This is a genomic window from Glycomyces dulcitolivorans (genome assembly GCF_003265355.1).
GTDB classification, from domain to species: domain Bacteria; phylum Actinomycetota; class Actinomycetes; order Mycobacteriales; family Micromonosporaceae; genus Glycomyces; species Glycomyces dulcitolivorans.
Genome location: NZ_QFRW01000025.1, coordinates 1 through 17,986, shown reverse-complemented (window position 1 = coordinate 17,986; position 17,986 = coordinate 1). Strand labels below are relative to the sequence as shown.

Annotated in this window: 17 protein-coding genes; 9 read left to right on the top strand and 8 right to left on the bottom strand. The window is 71.0% G+C overall.

What is annotated here, in order from left to right:
* Positions 1 to 188: 188 nt before the first annotated feature.
* The 4 genes from DI269_RS00830 to DI269_RS00815 all read right to left on the bottom strand — a co-directional run bounded on the left by DI269_RS00830 (position 189) and on the right by DI269_RS00815 (position 4,651).
* On the bottom strand, positions 189 to 1,343 hold the full coding sequence (locus DI269_RS00830) for a S1 family peptidase (RefSeq protein ID WP_112133266.1): 1,155 nt from the start codon (positions 1,341 to 1,343) through the stop codon (positions 189 to 191).
* 286 nt (positions 1,344 to 1,629) lie between these two features.
* Positions 1,630 to 2,454, bottom strand: a complete 825-nt coding sequence (locus tag DI269_RS00825; protein WP_112133265.1) for an NmrA family NAD(P)-binding protein — start codon at positions 2,452 to 2,454, stop codon at positions 1,630 to 1,632.
* Positions 2,455 to 2,672: 218 nt separating this feature from the next.
* Entirely contained in the window at positions 2,673 to 3,347 is a 675-nt protein-coding gene (locus DI269_RS00820; RefSeq protein ID WP_112133264.1) for a response regulator, read from the bottom strand.
* A complete protein-coding gene (locus tag DI269_RS00815) occupies positions 3,344 to 4,651 on the bottom strand; it encodes a sensor histidine kinase (protein ID WP_157974669.1) in 1,308 nt (435 codons plus the stop codon). The genes DI269_RS00820 and DI269_RS00815 overlap by 4 nt, the downstream gene beginning before the upstream one ends.
* 143 nt (positions 4,652 to 4,794) lie before the next feature.
* Between DI269_RS00815 and DI269_RS00810 the strand changes: the two genes are divergently transcribed.
* Genes DI269_RS00810 through DI269_RS00805 form a run of 3 tightly spaced genes read left to right on the top strand, consistent with a single transcriptional unit; the run spans position 4,795 to position 6,358 of the window.
* Entirely contained in the window at positions 4,795 to 5,487 is a 693-nt protein-coding gene (locus DI269_RS00810; RefSeq protein WP_112133262.1) for a DUF998 domain-containing protein, read from the top strand.
* Positions 5,484 to 5,636, top strand: coding sequence for a hypothetical protein (locus DI269_RS26655; protein ID WP_157974668.1), 153 nt, complete (start codon positions 5,484 to 5,486; stop codon positions 5,634 to 5,636). The genes DI269_RS00810 and DI269_RS26655 overlap by 4 nt, the downstream gene beginning before the upstream one ends.
* An 8-nt stretch (positions 5,637 to 5,644) precedes the next feature.
* Positions 5,645 to 6,358 carry a carbon-nitrogen hydrolase family protein gene (locus DI269_RS00805; protein WP_112133261.1) on the top strand — a complete coding sequence of 238 codons (714 nt, stop codon included), beginning with the start codon at positions 5,645 to 5,647 and terminating at the stop codon, positions 6,356 to 6,358.
* A gap of 32 nt (positions 6,359 to 6,390) precedes the next feature.
* Here the strand turns inward: DI269_RS00805 and DI269_RS00800 are convergent, their stop codons facing one another.
* Complete coding sequence (locus DI269_RS00800; protein ID WP_112133260.1) at positions 6,391 to 6,651, bottom strand: hypothetical protein; 261 nt, start codon at positions 6,649 to 6,651, stop codon at positions 6,391 to 6,393.
* Between the two features lie 59 nt (positions 6,652 to 6,710).
* Positions 6,711 to 8,159, bottom strand: coding sequence for an MFS transporter (locus DI269_RS00795; protein WP_112133259.1), 1,449 nt, complete (start codon positions 8,157 to 8,159; stop codon positions 6,711 to 6,713).
* Positions 8,160 to 8,287: 128 nt separating this feature from the next.
* Here DI269_RS00795 and DI269_RS00790 point away from each other — a divergent pair, with 128 nt between their 5' ends.
* The 5 genes from DI269_RS00790 (at position 8,288) to DI269_RS00770 (ending at position 13,632) form a co-directional block, all read left to right on the top strand.
* On the top strand, positions 8,288 to 9,490 hold the full coding sequence (locus tag DI269_RS00790; protein WP_112133273.1) for a cytochrome P450: 1,203 nt from the start codon (positions 8,288 to 8,290) through the stop codon (positions 9,488 to 9,490).
* A complete protein-coding gene (locus DI269_RS00785; RefSeq protein WP_157974667.1) occupies positions 9,487 to 10,344 on the top strand; it encodes a 4Fe-4S domain-containing protein in 858 nt (285 codons plus the stop codon). Before DI269_RS00790 ends, DI269_RS00785 begins: the two co-directional genes overlap by 4 nt.
* Positions 10,341 to 11,510 carry an NAD(P)/FAD-dependent oxidoreductase gene (locus tag DI269_RS00780; RefSeq protein ID WP_112133257.1) on the top strand — a complete coding sequence of 390 codons (1,170 nt, stop codon included), beginning with the start codon at positions 10,341 to 10,343 and terminating at the stop codon, positions 11,508 to 11,510. The genes DI269_RS00785 and DI269_RS00780 overlap by 4 nt, the downstream gene beginning before the upstream one ends.
* A gap of 98 nt (positions 11,511 to 11,608) precedes the next feature.
* Positions 11,609 to 12,850: a cytochrome P450 gene (locus DI269_RS00775; protein ID WP_112133256.1), complete on the top strand. Its 1,242-nt coding sequence runs from the start codon at positions 11,609 to 11,611 to the stop codon at positions 12,848 to 12,850.
* Between the two features lie 221 nt (positions 12,851 to 13,071).
* Positions 13,072 to 13,632 carry a hypothetical protein gene (locus tag DI269_RS00770; protein ID WP_198667015.1) on the top strand — a complete coding sequence of 187 codons (561 nt, stop codon included), beginning with the start codon at positions 13,072 to 13,074 and terminating at the stop codon, positions 13,630 to 13,632.
* A gap of 4 nt (positions 13,633 to 13,636) precedes the next feature.
* Here DI269_RS00770 and DI269_RS00765 read toward each other — a convergent pair whose 3' ends face one another.
* Complete coding sequence (locus DI269_RS00765; protein WP_112133254.1) at positions 13,637 to 14,341, bottom strand: siderophore-interacting protein; 705 nt, start codon at positions 14,339 to 14,341, stop codon at positions 13,637 to 13,639.
* 62 nt (positions 14,342 to 14,403) lie between these two features.
* Here DI269_RS00765 and DI269_RS00760 point away from each other — a divergent pair, with 62 nt between their 5' ends.
* On the top strand, positions 14,404 to 16,977 hold the full coding sequence (locus DI269_RS00760; RefSeq protein ID WP_112133253.1) for a GNAT family N-acetyltransferase: 2,574 nt from the start codon (positions 14,404 to 14,406) through the stop codon (positions 16,975 to 16,977).
* Between the two features lie 58 nt (positions 16,978 to 17,035).
* Here the strand turns inward: DI269_RS00760 and DI269_RS00755 are convergent.
* Positions 17,036 to 17,986, bottom strand: a 951-nt coding sequence (locus DI269_RS00755; RefSeq protein ID WP_232822552.1) for a pectate lyase family protein, incomplete at its 5' end; no start/stop codon positions are given.

Sequence of the window (17,986 nt, the reverse complement as noted above, 5' to 3'; positions counted from 1 at the left end):
CCGCGATCCGCGATCCGCGATCCGCGATCCGCGATCCGCGATCCGCGATCCGCGATCCGCGATCCGCGATCCGCGATCCGCGATCCGCGATCCGCGATCCGTCCCGGCCTGCGCTTCGAGCTATTGCAGCGCAGGGGAAGGGCCCGACCGGTGTCGATCCGGCCGGGCCCTGGTTCAAGGGTGCAGTGTTAGCTCGTGACGAGCGTCAGGCCCCACGCGGAGAGGGCCGGGCCGATGGGCTGGAAGTAGGTCGTGCCGCCGGAGGTGCAGTTTCCGGAGCCGCCGGAGGTCATGCCCTGGGCGCTGTTGCCGGTGATGAACGAGCCGCCGGAGTCGCCGGGCTCGGCGCACACGTTGGTGCGGGTCATGCCGTAGACGCTGCCTTCGGCGTAGTTGACGGTCTGGTTGAAGGCCTGGACGGTCCCGCAGTGCCAGCCGGTGGTCGAACCGGAGCGGCAGACCGAGGAGCCGACCGCGGCCTGGTTGGCGTTGGCGACGTCGCGGGCGCCGGAGTACATGTTCACGTCGTCGTAGAGGACTTCGCTGGTGCCCACGGCGACCCAAGCGCGGTCGGAGGACGGGAAGACCGAGTTGCGGAAGGTGCCCGGGGCGGCCTCGCCGCTGGTGACCGCGTCACCGGCGGAGCCGCAGTGGCCCGCGGTCACGAAGCCGGGGGTCGAGCCCTGGCGGACCGAGAAGCCGACGGAGCAGCGCCACGAGTTCTCGACGATGTAGGAGTCGCCGCCGCGCACGAAGAACAGCTCGGGCGCCTCGGAGGTGGCGGTCGTCGCGAGGGACGGGTCGATGCCGGCGGCCTCGATCGCCTGGGCCGCAACGGCCTCGTCGGTGGCCTCGACGACGAGGGTGTTCTTCTCGAGGTCGACGTAGTGGCCGTTGAGGCCGTCGAGCTTGAGCGCGTCGAGGGCGGAGCCGGCCGCTTCGAGCTCGTCGAGGCCGTGCTCGACGAGGACCGGGGTGGCCCCTTCGGCGCGCAGCTCGGTGAACTCGGCGCGGTCGGTGGTGGCGACGAGGATCTCGTCGGCGCCGTCGGCGACCCACAGGCCGCCGTAGGAGGCGTCGAGGGAGTCGGGGACCTCTTCGAGCAGGTCGGAGGCGACGGCCTCGACCGCGAGGCGGTCGTACGCCTCGGACTCGGTGAGCCCGAAGGTCTCCGAGAGCTCGTCGATGAGGCCGGGGGAGACGTTGCCGAGGAGGTCGGCGCGGGCGTCGGCGGCCTTGGCGTCGAGGATCTCGGCCGAGGCGGGCGCCGCGCCGGCGGCGAGGGAGAGAGCGGTGGCTATGGCGCCGGCAGCGGTGACTGCAAGCGCGCGTTGGCGATTCATCTGATGGATGCCTTTCGGGTGAGGCTGTCGACGGCCGACGGGGTTGGCGGCCGCCATGGCACGGCGGGGTGCGATCGCTGGTTGCGGTCTCACCCGGAGTGATGGGTGAGCCATGCCATACATGGAGATTAGAGGTAAACCGCGCAAAGTTAAAGATGTAAGTAATTCAGTGAATATCGGGCTAAGTAGTGCAAGGTTTCAGAAATGCTAATCAACCTGTGATTTCACAGATTCAACCCAAAAGGGGCGGCGTTCCGATCGGAACGCCGCCCCTTTCCCTGTGGCCCTACTTGAACGCGTCGGCGTTCTCCTTCGCCCACTGCTCGAACCCGAGCGCCGGGCGGCCGACCAGGCGCTCGACCGTGTCGGCGACCGTGCGGCCTTCCACCGGGGTGTTGCCGAGGGCCTCGATCAGGAACGCGATGAGGCCGTCGTGCATGCCTTCGCCGCGCCACTTGTCGCGGGCCTCGTCCACGGTCAGCTCGACGTACTCGACCTCGCGGCCGACCGCCTCGCCGAGGATGCGGACCTTGTCCTGCATGGTGAGGACGTCGGGGCCGGTGATGACGAGGGTCTGCTCGTCCTGGCCGCCGTCGAGGAGGACGCGGGCGGCGACGGCGCCGATGTCGGCGGGGTGGACCATCGCGCTGAGGCGGTCGCCGAAGGGCTCGCGGATGCGGCTCTCGGCCTTGATGGGCGCGGCCCACCACATGAGGGCGTTCGACATGAACTCGACGGGGCGCAGGTAGGTCGTCTCGATCGCGCTCGCAGCGAGCCGCTGTTCGAGCGGGCCCGCGGCGACACCGCCGAGGACCGTGGCGCGGCGGACGCCGGCCTGCTCGGCGAGGGCGACGACCGCGGCCGGGTCGGGGAGCGCGCCGTACTGCTCGCCGGCGAAGTTGATGAAGTGGACGGCGTCGACGTCCTTGAACGCCTCGGCGAGGGTCTCGGGCGCGGCCAGGTCGCCGACCGCGATCTCGACGCCCTCGGGCAGGTCGGCGTCGGGGTTGCGGGTGAGGGCGCGGACCTCGGCGGTGGGGTCGAAGGCGATGAGCTGCTCGACGACGTTGCGGCCGACGGTTCCGGTGGCGCCGGTGATCAGGATGCGCATGGGGTACTCCTCGCGAAATTCTTGGAACGGAATCAGTTGTTCCAAGTCTAGCAGAGCGGAATACTCCATTCCAATAGGAGGGCTGATTTTTTCTCGGGAGGATGAGGAAGGGGGAGCGGGGCGCCCGGCCCCCGAGGTCGGGTGTGTCGGTTCGCGGCCGCCCCCGGCTTCAACGGTGCCGGGTGGGTGTGACAATTCGGCGGGGCTGCGTGGTGGAGCTACTGCTCGCGGGGGTCGCCTGCGGTGACGAGGCCGGTTTCGTAGGCGCAGACGACGGCTTGGGCGCGGTCGCGGAGTTCGAGTTTGGCGAAGACCTTGCCGACGTGGGTCTTGACGGTCTGCTCGGAGACGAAGAGGGCCGTCGCGATCTCCGGGTTGGAGAGGCCGCGGGCGATGAGGCGCAGGACCTCCTCTTCGCGGGGCGTCAGGGCGTCGAGGCGCGAAGAGCGGCGCAGGGTCGGGCGGGCCTTGAAGCACTCCTCAATGAGGCGGCGCGTCACCGAGGGCGCCAGGAGCGCGTCGCCTGCGGCGACGATGCGGACGGCCGCGATGAGGTCGCTCGGCGGGGCGTCCTTGAGCAGGAAACCGCTGGCGCCCATGCGGAGCGCCTCGTAGACGTAGTCGTCGATGTCGAACGTGGTGAGCATGAGGACCCGCGGCCGCCGCTCCGGGGGAGCCGAGAGGATCCGCTTCGCCGCCTCCAGGCCGTCCATCGTCGGCATGCGCACGTCCATCAGCACCACATCCGGCCGCAGCCGGGTCGTCTCGGTGACCGCCGCGACGCCGTCGGGGGCGTCGCCGACGACGTCGATGTCGTCCTGGGCGTTCAGGAGCGCCGCGAACCCGGCGCGGACCATGGCCTGGTCGTCGGCGATGAGCACCTTGATCGTCACGCGGACTCCTCTGCGGTCGAACGGATCGGCAGCGCCGCGCGGACGCGGAAGCCGCCCTCGGGCGTCGGCCCGGTCTCCAGCTCGCCGCCGTCGAGGGCGACCCGCTCGCGCATGCCGACCAGGCCCAGGCCCGAACCCTCCTGGCCCGACGGGACCGGGCCGGGCGGCGGGCCGTTCACCACCGTAACCACCACCGTCGCGCTCTCGGCCGCGACCGCCGCGTCGACGTGCGCGCCCGGGGCGTGCCGGACCACGTTGCTCAACGCCTCCTGGACGACGCGGAACACCGTGAGCGCCACCGTCTCCGGGAGGTTCTGGGGGAGGTCGCCGATGGTGAGGTCGACCGGTGTGCCCGCTCGGTTGACCGACTCGACCAGGCCTTGCAGTGCTTCCGGGCCGGGCTGCGGTTCCCTCGTTCCCGCTTCGTTCTCGTTGCGCAGGACCCCCAGGAGCCGGCGCATCTCCGCGAGCGACTCGCGGGCCTGGTCGCTGATCGACCGGAACTCCGCCTTGACGTCGTCGTCGAGCCCGGCCAGCCGGTACTCCGCGGTCGAGGACTGGACCGCGATCACCGACATGTGGTGCGCGACGATGTCGTGCAGCTCCCGCGCGATCCTGGTGCGCTCCTCCAGGAGCCGGCGGCGCTGGCGCTCGGCCTCGGCGACCCGCTCCTCCTCGGCCACGCGGGAGCGGCCCTGCCGCCAGATCCGGACCGTCAAGCCCACCAGGAGCGTGAACGCCCCGAGGAGCAGACCGATCGTCAGGTTGTCGGTGGCCGGGTTCTGGGGCGGGCCCACGGCGGGGTCGGGCATCGGGTTGAGGCGGTCCGCGTTGACCGCCCAGATCGCCCACGCGCCCGCCGCCGCGTACCCGAGCCAGCAGAGCACGCCCACCCACACCCGCCGGTCCCGACCGAGCGCGAAGAACACGATGAGCAGGGCGAACAGGCTCGGCGTCGTCAGCGGCCACGGCTCCCACTTCGTCACCTCCGCGCCGATCGCGGTGCCGAAGAGCGCCGCGAGGACCAGCAGCCACGCCTCGACCGGCCGGAACCGCGCCAGGACGATCGCCGCGCCGGTCGCGATCGCGATGAACGCGCCCGCCGCGATGCCGTAGTTGGTGCGCAACACCTGGTTCTGCGTGCTGAACATCAAGAGCGCGAACGGCACCGACCCGGGCCCGAAGAACGACAGCACCGCCCGGAAGCCCCAGCGCCAGTCGCCGCTGCCGACCGGCGCCACCGGGATCAGGTAGCTGATCACCCGGCGGACGGGATGCGTGCTCGGTGCGTTCTCGGCGGTCACGGGACTACCGTATGCCGCCGCGGACCTGCGCGCCCTCACTCCGCGGTACGGCATCCGCGGCGCCGTCTCACCCCTGGGGGTGAGGCCCGATTCCACGCCTCGGCTTGAGGGAAGAGGACTTCCCGGAACCTACCGTCGGCCGCATGTTCCAAGACTTCTTCCGAAGCCGCGCAGCCGAAGTGACCGCGATGGCGGGCGTCACCGCCTCGCAGGCCGGCTTCGCGGTGATGCACTTGACGCAAGGCGACGCGGTCGACCCGGTCGCGATCCCCGTGTCGGCGTACGCCGTGACCTGGCCGGGCGTCGTCCTCTTCCCCGCCTCGGTGCTCGCCCTCGCCGCGGCGTGCGCGGTCCTGGCCGGACGCGGCGTCGGCCTCGCCCGCGAGGGCTTCATCCGCTTCCTCCTCGGCGGCACCGCGCTCATGCTCGTGTGCGCCGCGGTCTTCCGCACAGGAACCCCCGAGTCGGGCCTGACGTGGTGGGCGCAGATCCACCGCTACACCGCGGGGGCGGCGTTCGTGCTGCTCACCGTCATCGCCGCGCTGTGCGCGATCCGGATGCGGCAGGCCGGCGCGCCCGCGTGGGTCCGGCACGGCACGTGGTGGGCCACGGCGATCTCGGTCCTGACCTTCGCGACCACCACGGTGAACACGTTCATCCCCGGGTTCCTGGACGGCGGCGACTGGCGCGGCATCCCGCAGCGGGTGCTTCTGGTCGTCCTGTCGACGCTCTTGTGGTTCCTCGTCGCCAACTCGATCCGGTCCGCGGTTCCCGCAGTGGCGGCGCCCGCGATCGAGGCCGCTCCCGCGCCCGTGCTCGCCGGGGTCCGGTCGTGAACGGCGCCAAGCGCTTCCGGGCCCGCCTCGCGCGGGCCCGGCTGGCCCTCGGCGGCTGCCGGGAACTGCGCCGGGCCCGCGAGGAGTTCTCGTTCTTCGCCCCGGTCGACGAGTCGAGGAGCGGCCCGCACTTCGGCAGCTGGCTATAGTCGCCCGTATGGACGCACCCGCATCACGGCCGCCCCTGACGATCGCGCTCGCCCAGCCGGACCTGCGCCCGGGGGACGTGGCGGGGAACGCCGCCGCCCACGCGGCGGCGATCCGCGCCGCCGGGGCCCGGGTCGTCGTCTTCCCCGAACTGTCGCTCTCCTCTTACGCGATGGCCGCACCCGCGGTCGACCTGGACGACCCGGCGCTGGCCGTGATCGCGCAGGCGTGCGCCGAGACCGGGTCCATCGCGCTCGCCGGAGCGCCGCTGAAGGAGGACGGACGCGAGTACATCGCCACGGTCCGCTTCGACGCCGACGGCCCGGTCCCGGTGTACCGCAAGATGTTCCCCGGCGGCGACGAGCCCGAGCGGTTCGCGCCCGGGCCCTGCGCCGCGGTCCTGGAGGTCGACGGCTGGCGCCTGGGCCTGGCGGTCTGCCGGGACTCGAAGCTCGACGCCCACATCGAGGCGACCGCCGCGCTCGGCATCGACGCCTACGTCGGCGGGAACCTGCACGACCCGGAAGGCGCCGCGGTCCGCGACGCGCGGATGCCCCGGCTCGCGGCCGAGTACGGGGTGTGGGTCGCCTTGAGCTGCTTCGCCGGACCGGGGAGCGACTTCCCGATCGCCTCGGGCGGTTCAGCGGTGTGGGCCCCGGACGGGTCGCTCGTGGTGCAGGCTGACGAGGAGCCCGGGCGGATCGTCACCGCCACGTTGAGCTGAGCCCGGGCCCGGCTCCCGCCGGGCCCGGGACGTCAGATCGTGTTCGCGTACTGCTCCAAGGAGTCCGAGCCGCTCTGGAAGAGCGTGACGGCCTCGTCGAGCCGGTCCTTCGCCTGGCGCCACTGCGAGAGCGCCTCCCCGGGAAGCGCGCTGGCGGTGTCCTGGGTGGCGGCGGTGCCGGCCCCGATGGCGCCGTCGGCCTGGTCCTGGGCGCCGCCGACGGCGCCCATGGCCTCGTTGACCTGCTCGATCGCGCCTTGGATCTGGGCCTTGATCTCTGCCGGGCTCGACATGGCTCTCCTCTCGACGACTGCACTGTCGCCGTCCACGCTAGATCCCGGCATGCCCCGATTCAGGCTGCGGCGCGGGCGAGTTCGGGCTCGGCGTCCGCCGTCTCGGCGGCCCGCTTCGGCAGGAACGCGGCGATGGCGAGCGCGGCGATGGACGCGAACGCGGCGATCAGGAAGATGATCTGGAACGCGTCCTTCGACGGCACGGCGGTCCCGGCGAAGTCGACCGTGACGTGGGCGAGGACCACGCCCGCGATGGCGCTGGAGACCGAGGTGCCGATCGAGCGCATGAGCGTGTTCAGGCTGTTCGCGGCCGCCGTCTCGTGGAGCGGGGTGGCGTCCATGATCAGGGCGGGCATGGCGCCGTAGGCGAGTCCCATGCCGGCGCCCATGAGGGTGGCGACGAGGACGAGCTGCCAGATCTCGGCCATGAGGAACGCGCCGAGGCCGTACGCGACGGCGACGATGACGGCGCCGGCCATGAGGGTCGTCTTGGGGCCCTTGGCGTTCGTGATGCGCGCCGAGACCGGCGACATGGCCATCATGACCAGGCCCGAGGGCATCATGACCAGGCCGACCGTGAGCATCGACTGGCCGAAGCCCACGCCCGTGGCCTCCGGCAGCTGGAGGAGCTGCGGCAGGACCAGGGACATCGCGAGCATCGCGAAGCCGAACACGACCGAGGCGAGGTCGGTGAGCAGGACCTGGCGGCGGGCGGTGGTGCGCAGGTCGACGAGCGGCTGCGGGATGCGCAGTTCGTAAGCGCCCCAGGCGAGGAGGACGACGACCGCGCCGATGCCCAGGCCGAGCGTGAGCGGGTCGGTCCAGCCCCAGTCGGCGCCCTTCGAGACGGCCAGGAGCAGCGCGAGGAGGCCCGCGGAGAGTCCGATCGCGCCGACCGGGTCGAATTTCCCGCCCGATTTGACGCCGGACTCGGGGACGATCGCGGCGACCAGCAGCAGGCACAGGAGCCCGGCGCCGGAGGCGACCCAGAACAGGACGTGCCAGTCGGCGTGGTCGGCCAGGAGCGCGGCCGCGGGGAGCCCGAGGGCGCCGCCGATGCCGAGCGAGGCGCTCATGAGCGCCATCGCCGAGGCGAGCTTGGCTTTCGGCAGTTCGTCGCGCATGATGCTGATGCCCAAGGGGATCACGCCCGCGGCGAGGCCCTGGATCGCGCGTCCGGTGATGAACGACGCGAGGTTGGTGCTGAGCGCGGCGACGACCGACCCGGCCGTCAGGAGCACGAGGCTGACGAGGAGCATGCGGCGCTTGCCGAACATGTCGCCCAGGCGCCCGACGACGGGCACGGCGACGGCGGAGGCGAGGAGCGTCGCGGTGACGGCCCACGAGGTGTCGCCGACCGAGGCGCCGAGGAGCGCGGGCAGCTCGGGCAGGAGCGGGATGACGAAGGTCTGCATGAGCGAGACGACGATCCCCGAGAAGGCGAGGATCGCGATGATGCGGTTGGAGCGGGACGGCGGAACGTCCGGCTCGGTGGTGTTCTGAGTCATCGGCGGTGGTTTCCATCCTGGTAGTGCATGTGACCCGAAATATTTTAAGTCAACTGCTTGACTTACTGTACTCCCAGGGGTTGAATAGTGGGCAAATCGAACTGCCGTCGATGCACCGGGAGGACCACATGTCCGAGCACACCGCCCTCCAGTACCCCATCACCGGCGACTCCGCGCTGGAGCCGCCGGCCGAATGGGCCGAGCTCAGGGGCAAGTGCCCCGTCGCCCACGTGAAGTTCGTCTCAGGGGACGACGCGACGCTCCTCACCCGCTACGAGGACGTCAAGGCCACCCTCGCCGACCCGCGCTTCACCCGCACCTCCGCCGACGGCGACAGCGCCCGCATGACCGAGCAGGAGTCCGGCGGGATCATGGAGAGCGAGATGGCGAACGTGCTCCCGCAGCACGGCGAGGCCCACCTCGTGTGGCGCCGCCAGCTCAACAAGTGGTTCACCGCCAAGCGCATGGCCGCGCTGCGCCCCGGCATCACCGCGATGGCCGACCGCCTCGTCGACGAGATGACCGCGAAGGGCGACACCGCCGACCTCAAGGCCGCCTTCGGGTTCCCGCTGCCGGTGTGGGTCATCTGCGAGATCCTCGGCGTCCCCGAGGCCGACCGCGACAAGTTCTCCTACTGGTCCGACACGCTCCTGAGCATGACCCGGTACACCCAGGACGAGATCGTCGCCGCCCAGACCGAGTTCTACCAGTACCTGGCCGGGCACCTCGCCGCCAAGCGCGCCGACCCCGGCGACGACCTGCTCTCCGAACTCGCGACCGGGTCCGACATGACCGACGCGCAGCTCATCGCCACCGGCCAGGGCCTCCTCGTCGCCGGGCACGAGACCACCGCGAACATGATCGCCAAGATGGCCGCGATGCTCCTGGCCGACCGCACCCGCTGGGAGGCCCTGCTCGCCGACCCGAAGCTCATCCGCTCCGCCGTCGAGGAGTCCCTGCGGATGGACGTCAACGCCGGGTTCGGGATGGTCCGCTACATCGACGAGGAGTTCGCGGTCGGCGGCGCCGTCATCGAACCGGGAACGACGGTCGTGTGCTCGATGGCCGCCGCGAACCGCGACGAGGCCGCGTTCGACGGCGCCGCCGAGATGGACCTCGCCCGCACGCCCAACCCGCACCTCGCGTTCGGCGCCGGCGCGCACTCGTGCCTCGGGCAGGCCCTGGCCCGCACCGAACTCCAGGTCGCGCTCGAAGTCCTCCTGCGCCGCCTGCCCTCGCTCGAACTCGCCGTCGCCGCCGACGACCTCCAGCGGGTGGAAGGACTCCTGGTCGGCGGCATGGCCGCCGTCCCCGTACGGTGGCGGACATGAGCACCAGCACCAGGGCCACGCGGGTCGCCGCGACCCGCGAGGCCATCATCACCACCGCCGAACGGCTGTTCGCCGAGCAGGGCGTCGCCGCCGTCTCCAACCGCCAGATCTCCGAGGCGGCCGGGCAGGGCAACAACACCGCCGTCGGCTACCACTTCGGGACCAAGGCCGACCTCGTGCGCGCGATCATCCGCAAGCACATGGCGCACATCGAGGAAGCGCGCGTCGAGCGGCTCGCGCAGGTCGGCCCGGAGCCGACGCTCCGCGACTGGGTCGAATGCTTCGTCATGCCGACCATGGACCACCTCGGGTCGATCGGCGGGCCGACCTGGTTCGCCCGCTTCGCCGCCCAGGTCCTCACCGACCCGGCCATGCGCGACGAGATCGCCGACGAGGCGATGAAGGCCCCGTCGCTCCAGCGCGTCAGCGAAGGACTCGAATCGTGCCTGTCGGACCTGCCGCCGGAGGTGCGCGAGGAGCGCAACGGCATGGTCCGGCAGCTCGCCGTCCTCGTCCCGGCCGTGCGCGAAGCCTCGCTCGCGGCGGGGAAGACCACCGCCAGGGACACCTGGCACGAAGCCGGCCTGGGGCTGGTCGACGCGATCGTCGGCCTCTACCAGGCGGAGTACACCGAACTCAGGGGGTTACCCACCATGAAAGTCACCGTTGACGAAGACAAGTGCTGCGGCGCGGGGTCGTGCGTGCTCGTCGCGCCCGACGTGTTCGACCAGCGCGACGAGGACGGCATCGTCATCCTCCTCGACCCGGTCCCCGCGCCCGAGTACCACGAGATGGTGCGCGAGGCCGCGAGCGTCTGCCCGGCCCTGGCTATCGACGTGAGCGAGGGCGCGTGACCGCGCCCGGCAGCGTGCTCGTCGTCGGCGCGTCGGCGGCCGGACTCGCCACCGCCGAAGCTTTGCGCCGCAAGGGCTTCGAGGGGCGCCTGACGCTCCTGGGCGCCGAGGGGCACCTGCCGTACGACCGGCCGCCGCTGTCCAAGCAGGTCCTCTCCGGACAGTGGGACCCGGAGCGGGCGCAGCTGCGGCCCGAGGCGGTGCTGTCCTCACTGGACGCCGAGTTCGCGCTCGGCGAGGCCGCCACCGCGCTTGATGTCGCGAACCGCGCCGTCACGACCGAGAACGGGCGCACCATCGCCGCCGACGCGATCGTCATCGCCACCGGCATCCGCGCCAGGCACCTGCCCGGGGCGGCCGGACTCGGCGGCGTGCACGTCCTGCGCACCATGGAGGACGCGCTGCGGCTCAAAGGCGAGCTCGCGGCGGCACGGCACCTCGTGGTCGTCGGCGACGGCGTCCTCGGCGCCGAGATCGCCGCCACCGCTTCGGGACTCGGCCCCGACGTCACCCTGGTGGGGCCACAGGCCGCGCCGATGGAGATGCAGCTCGGGCCCGGCGTCGCCAAGCACCTGGCCGAACTCCACACCGAACGCGGCGTGCGGCTTCGCCCCGGCGTCGGGGTCGACGGCCTCCAGGAGCAGGGCGGGCGCGTCACCGGGGTCCGCCTGGAGTCCGGCGAAGTGCTCCCGGCCGACGCCGTGGTCGTCTCGATCGGGTCGATCCCGGTCACCGAGTGGCTCACCGGGAGCGGACTGCGGATCGACAACGGCATCGTGTGCGACGCGAACTGCCTTGCCGCCGATGGCATCTGGGCCGTGGGCGACGTCGCGCGCTGGCACCACGAGGGGATCGGGCGCTCGCTGCGCCTGGAGAACCGCACCAACGCGACCGAGCAGGCGGCCGCGGTGGCCGCGAACATCCTCGGCGCCGGGCAGCCGTACAAGCCGGTGCCGTACTTCTGGACCGACCAGTTCGACGCGAAGATCCAGGTCTACGGCCTGCCTTCGCTGGACGCCGAACTCGAAGTGCTCGAAGGCGACCCGGCGTCCCGCCGCTTCGTCGCCGCCTACCGCTCCGCGGGCCGCGTCACCGGCGTCGTCGGCTGGAGCATGCCGAAGCAGGCCCGGCAGCACCGACAGTCCCTAGTGGACTCATTCATCTAGTACGACTCCGTCCCCGGATCAACGCCCTTGAGCGTCGCTGTGCCGTGCCCACGAATCGGTACAGCGGCAACAACACCCGAACCGAAAGGAACAGAGCGATGACCGACCAGGAGACCCGCCCGCCCGAGTACCCGATGCAGCGGGCCGCGAAGTGCCCGTTCGATCCGCCGCCGAGCCTGAAGGCGCTTCAGGAGGAGGGCCCGATCGCGCGGGTCAGCCTCGCCGACGGCCAGACGCCGTGGCTCGTGACCGGCTACGACGACCAGCGCAAAGTCCTCTCCGACCCGCGCGTCAGCTCCGACACCGCCAGCCCCGGCTACCCGAACGCCGCCGTCAAGCAGGACTACGAGGACGGCGAACCGCAAGCGCCGCAAGGGCAGCAGCCGAAGATCGGGTTCATCCTCATGGACGACCCCGAGCACGCCCGCCTGCGCCGCATGGTGACCGCGCCGTTCGCGATCAAGCGCTCCGAGGCGCGCCGCCCGGCGATCCAGCGGATCGTCGACGACGCGATCGACGCGATGCTCGCCGGCCCCAACCCGACCGACCTGGTGGAGGCGTTCGCGCTGCCGATCCCGTCGCTGGTGATCAGCGAACTGCTCGGCGTCCCGTACGCCGACCACGACTTCTTCCAGGAGAACAGCAAGGTCATCGTCAACCTGGAGGTCTCGGCCGAGGAGCGCATGGCCGGCATGCGGAACCTGACCGTGTACCTCGACGACCTGGTCGGCCAGAAGATGAAGGCGCCCGGCGACGACCTCCTGTCGGGCCTGGTCGGCCGCGTCGAGGCCGGGGAGATCACGCGCGCCGAGGCCGCGCAGATCGGCGTCCTCCTGCTCATCGCCGGGCACGAGACGACGGCGAACATGATCGCGCTCGGTACGCTGGCGCTCTTCGAGAACCCGGACCAGATGGCGATCCTGCGCGAGAGCGACGACCCGAAGACGGTCGCGAAGGCCGTCGAGGAGCTCCTGCGCTACCTCCACATCACCCACAACGGCCGCCGCCGGGCCGTCCTGGAGGACATGGAGATCGCCGGGCAGCTCGTCAAGGCCGGCGAAGGCGTCATCCTCGCGAACGACATCGGCAACCGCGACCCCCGCGAGTTCCCCGACCCGGACCGCCTCGACCTCACCCGCGACGCCCGCCGCCACGTCGCCTTCGGCTTCGGCGTCCACCAATGCCTCGGCCAGTCCCTCGCCCGCGTCGAACTCCAGGTCGTCTACAGCACCCTGTACAAGCGCATCCCGACCCTCGCCCTCGCCGGAAGCATCGACGACCTCCCCTTCAAACACGACGCCGCCGTCTACGGCGTCTACCGAATGCCGGTGACCTGGTAAAACCCCGAGGGGCCGGCCGAAGCGGTCGGTCCCTCGTTCGCAGACCGGCCCGCAAACCTTTTGAACCCCGCTGTCCGCGGCGCGATACTTGGCGGATCGGATTCGTGCCCTTGGGGAGTTGAGCAGTGCGGTTGGAAGGGCGGGAGTGGCGGGTCCTGGTTGATGAGGTTCGGCTTGGGGCTGAGCGGTTTCGGGTGGTGCGGGCCGCGAAGGTCGGGCGTATGCCGCTCTATGAGGGGCGACTCGGGGCGCAGATGTTCGTGGACAAGCGCGGGACCGTGGATCTGGCGATCGCGTGGTGGCTGGCGGCGCGGTCGCCGCGGAGTCTGGTGTACCTGCCGCTGCGGTCGAGCGCGGCGGATTGCGGGGTCGAGTACGGGGGCCGGAAGTTGGACCTCGTGCTGGTGCACCGCAGCCTCGGATTCCGTGCGTCGCACTGGAAAGAGGTGCGGGGGCGGTTGGGGGCCGGGCGGGTGCAGAAGGTGACGATGCCCGCCGAGGCGTTTCCCGAGTTCGATCCCGAGGTGTATCAGCATCGACGGGACACGGACCGGCTCCGGTGGGCCATCGCGGCGGACACGCTGTTCATCGTGGGATGCCGGCCGGGGTTCGAGTTCGAGGGCGAGCAGTTGCGCGCGCTGGCGGAGGACTGCCCCGCGCATCTCGCCGAGACGCCCGACACCCACTGCTGCGCGGAGATCGACCTCGGTCGCTGGAACGGCACCGACAGGCGGAATCCGTGGTCGCAGCTGCATGTGGAGTGCTGCAACCGGCACTGGTGAGCGGCTAGGGGCGCCAGTAGGCCATGGCGTGGAAGCGGTCTTTGGGGACGGCGAGGTCCTTGCGGGCCAGGGCGGTGAGGGCTCGGGTGGTGCGGGCGTCGCAGGTTATCCACAGGTATGTGGACGGGGTGAGGAGGGCGGGGAGGGCGGTGCGGACGGCGGATTCGAGGGCGGTGCCGTCGCCGCGGGGGATGAGGTGGAGGTCGTGGACGTCGCGGGTGCGGAAGGGGAGGGCGTCGTCGGAGGTGGTCTCGAACCAGATCGTGGCGGGGGTGTCGGGGAAGGCGTCGAGGAGCGAGTTGATCGCCGGGAGGGACGCGGCGTCGCCGACGAGGAGGAGGCGCTCCGGGGCGGGGTCCGGGGGTGTGAAGGCGGTGCCGTAGACGGTGGCGGCGATGACGTCGCCGGGGCGGGCCGTCCCGGACCAGTTGCTGGCGGTGCCGTCGTGGAGGGCGAACTCCATGTCGAAGGTGCCGGCGGACGGGTCGGGGTCGACGAGGGTGTAGGCGCGCTGGTGCGGCTTGCCGTCGTGCTCGAACCAGAGGCGGACCCACATCGCGGGGTGTACGCCGACCTCGGCGAGGAGGCCGCCGTCGGTGAAGGAGAGGCGGCGATAGTGGGGCGTGACCTGCTCGGATGCGGTGACCGTGAGCTTGAAGTCCTTGGCGCGCAGCAGCTTCAGCACTGCGCCTTCCCAGCCGTGGCCCATGGTCCGGTCTCCTATAATCGACTTGATCAACGCTGTAGAGGTTAGGTTAGACTAACCTAATTATGAGCTTCTCATGCTATCGGGACGCCTGGGGGATCCCCCACCTGCGGGCCTCCGGCATCCACTCGCTGGCCTTCGCCCAAGGGTGGAACGCCGCCACCGACCGGGCGCGGCAGATCGAGGTCTACCGGCGCCGCGCCGAAGGCAGGGCCTCGGCCGTCCTCGGACCCGAATGGCGGCACTGGGACCGGTTCGTCCGCCAGGCCCGCGTCACCGACACCGCGCGCAGCGCTTTCGCGGCACTTGATGCAGAGACCGCCAGCTGGGTCGAGGCGTACGTTGCGGGGGTCAACCGCGCTCTTGGGTCGGGGGCGGGAGTTGCGCCTTGGGAGTCGTGGACTCCTCTTGCCATTTGGCACGGCATCCACCTTCTTTTTGGCGGTGGCGCCCCGACGAAGCTCTGGCGCGAACGCGTCGACCGGGTGCTCGGGCCGGAGGCCGCGCGGCTGTTCAGCCTCGACGGGCCCAGCGCCGAAGGCTCGAATGGCTGGCTCATCGACGGGACGATGACCGCGAGCGGGTCGCCCATCGTCGCCGGAGACCCCCACCGGCTCATCGAGAAACCCGGGTTCTACCAGCAGATCCGCCTCGCCTGCGACGAATTCGACGTCATCGGTCTCGCCAACCCCGGCATCCCGGGTATTGCCCACTTCGGACATACCGGCGGAGTCGCCTGGGGTATCACCAACGCCATGGCCGACACCCAGGATCTTTATCGGGAGCGCCTGCGTCGCACTGATGACGGCACTGTTGAGGCTTTCGGTCCCGACGGTTGGGAGGCGACCCGGACCGCCACGGAGACGATCGAGATCAAAGGCGAAGCGCCCGAGACCGTTGCGATCATCGAGACCGCCCGCGGCCCCGTCATCGACGGCACCCCGGAGGCTGGCACAGGATTCAGCCTGCGTACGCCGGGGCGCGTCGCCTCAGATCTCGGGTTTGCCGCGCTCCCGAAACTCTTGCGGGCCGGCATCGTTGAGGATGTCCACACCGCGCTTGACCACTGGACCGAGCCCGTCAACGTCGTCATGGCCGCCGACACCCGGGGCGCAACGCTGCACCGCGTCGCCGGGCGAGTCCCTGACCGCGACCGCGAGAACCGGCGCCGACCGGTCGAAGCGTGGGAGCCCCGGTTCGCCTGGCGCGGTTGGGAACCCATGCCCAGCGCGGGCATCGACCGCATAGCGACCATGGCCAACGACCGCGGCCTCTCCGCGCCGTTCGGCGACGAGTTCTGCCCGCCCCACCGCGCCGACCGCATCCGCGACCTCCTCGCCGCGAGGCAGGACTGGACGCCCGACGCCATGGCCGCCGTCCACACCGACACGCTCCTGGTCGCACCCAACCCCCTCATCGACGCGCTCGCCGCCGTCGACGGGCTCGGGTCCGACGCCGAGCGCCTGCGCAAGCGACTGCTCGCCTGGGACCTGCGGATGGACGAGGCGAGCACCGAGGCCGCCGATTTCAACGCGCTCCGCGCGGCGGTCGTCCACCGCCTCGCCAAGCATCCGGCGTTCGTCCCGCTGGGCGACACCGCCGAAGTCGGCGACCTGTACCGGCCCTGGTTCGCGGTCGAGGCCCGGCTGCGTTTCGCGCTGGCGCACTTCCTGACCGGTGACTTCTTCACCGCCGAGGAGCTTGAGAACGCGGTCCGCGACGCGGCGGAGGAGGTCGGTGAGACGGCCGGCCGGACCGCTTGGGGTGAGAGCCGCCAACTCGTGCCTGACCAGACGCCGCCGACGGGAGCCGCTGAGCCCGGCCTCGGCGGGGACGCCGACTGCGTCCTGGCGACCAGCGGCGTCGGGACTGTCATCACGAGCGGGCCCGCCGCCAGGTGGGTGTGGGACCTCTCGGGCCGCGAGCGGAGCCGCTGGATCGTCCCCTTCGGAGCGTCGGGTGAGCCGGGGCCGCACGAGCGCGACCAGTTCCCGCTCTGGCGGCGGGGCGAACTCGCCCCGGTGGTCGTGGAATGGCAAGAGCTGCAGGAGGAGTACCGCGTGATCGACCGTCCCGCCGTCTTCGAGTACCGGGTCGAGGGGTTCGGGGACATCGCGATCGTCCCCGTCTCACCTGCAGAGGACCTCGATCTCATTTACGGCTGGGTCACCGAGGAGCGCGCGCGGTTCTGGGGGATGACCGAGCACTCGAAGGAGTACGTGCTCGAAATCTACGAGTACCTCGACTCGCTCGCGACCCACCACGCCTACCTGGTGCTGCGCGACGGGCGGCCGGTCGCCCTGTTCCAGACCTACGAGCCGGCCGCCGATCCGGTGGGGGAGTGCTACGAGGTCGAGCCGGGGGACATCGGCACGCACCTCCTGATGGCCCCGGCCGCGGGCGGTGAGGAGGCCGGGTTCACCGGGGCGGTCATGCTCGCACTCGCGGGGTTCCTGTTCGCCGACCCCGCCCACCTGCGGATCGTCGCGGAGCCCGACTCCCGCAACGGGAAGGCGCATTCGCGGGCCGTCTGGGCCGGGTTCACGCTCGGGCCGGAGATCGAGCTGCCCGAGAAGCGGGCGCGGCTGGCATTCCTGCGCCGCGAGGACGTGCCCTGCAACGGGGTGCCGCTCCGTTGACGAATGGACGGCGGCCCCAACCCCAGGGCCGCCGCCCTCAGTTCAGTTGCGCCGCAGCTCAAGTCCCAATATTGCGCTGCGGGCCGCTGAACCGGCTCACGAGGCCCGGCACCGCGCGGGCGGGGTCGAGCCGGTAGTCGTAGAAGTCGCGCGGGTCGAAGGCCTCGCCCTGGGAGGTGATGAGGCCCTCGTCCCAGGTGCAGTCGACGGTGATGCTCCCGCGCTGCACCAGTTCGCCGTCCACTGTGTAGTACGGGTTGTGGACGCGCTCGAAGTAGCCGTTCTCGATGACGCCCTTGGTCAATCCGCGGACATAGTTGCCGTACGCGGTCGCGTCCTGCATGTAGTTGTTGTACATGTGCAGGTTGGCAATGTTGTCCGCGCTGGGGTTGCGCTGCACGGTGTCCTTGAACCAGTTGTGGTGGATGGTCATCTGCGCGGTGACGTTCGGGGTCCAGCCGATGCCGAACGTCTTGTTGTTCTCGTGCAGCTGATTCCACGAGACGGTGAGGAACGTGGTGTCCTTGCGGCTGTCGATGAGGCCGTCGTTCATGCGGGTCAGGCGGTTGTGGTCGATCCAGACGTGGTCGGCGGTGTCCATCTGGATCGCGTCGAAGTCGAACTCCTTGTCGTCCGGGTCGTCCTCGGGCATGAGGGTGTCGCGGATCGTCAGGTTCCGGATGATGACATTGTGGACGCCCGCGCCGAGGAAGAAGCCGCCGCCGACGATCTCGCCGCGGGTGCCCACGCCGATGATCGTCTTGTTCGAGGCGACGCGAAGTTCGGTGCCGCGCGGGGCGATCGCGATCGAGCCCGGCACGCGGATGACGTAGGGCGCCTCGGCGGTGACGTACGCGTTCAGCTCCGCCTGCGTGGTGGCCGTGACGATCTCGCCTCCCGCGCCGCCGGTCGTCGGCCCGCGGCCGAGGCCGGGGAGGGACGCGAAGCCGTCGGCGCAGTCGGACCAGCGCCCCGGCCCGGCGGCGTCAGCCGCAGCGGGGAAGGCCGC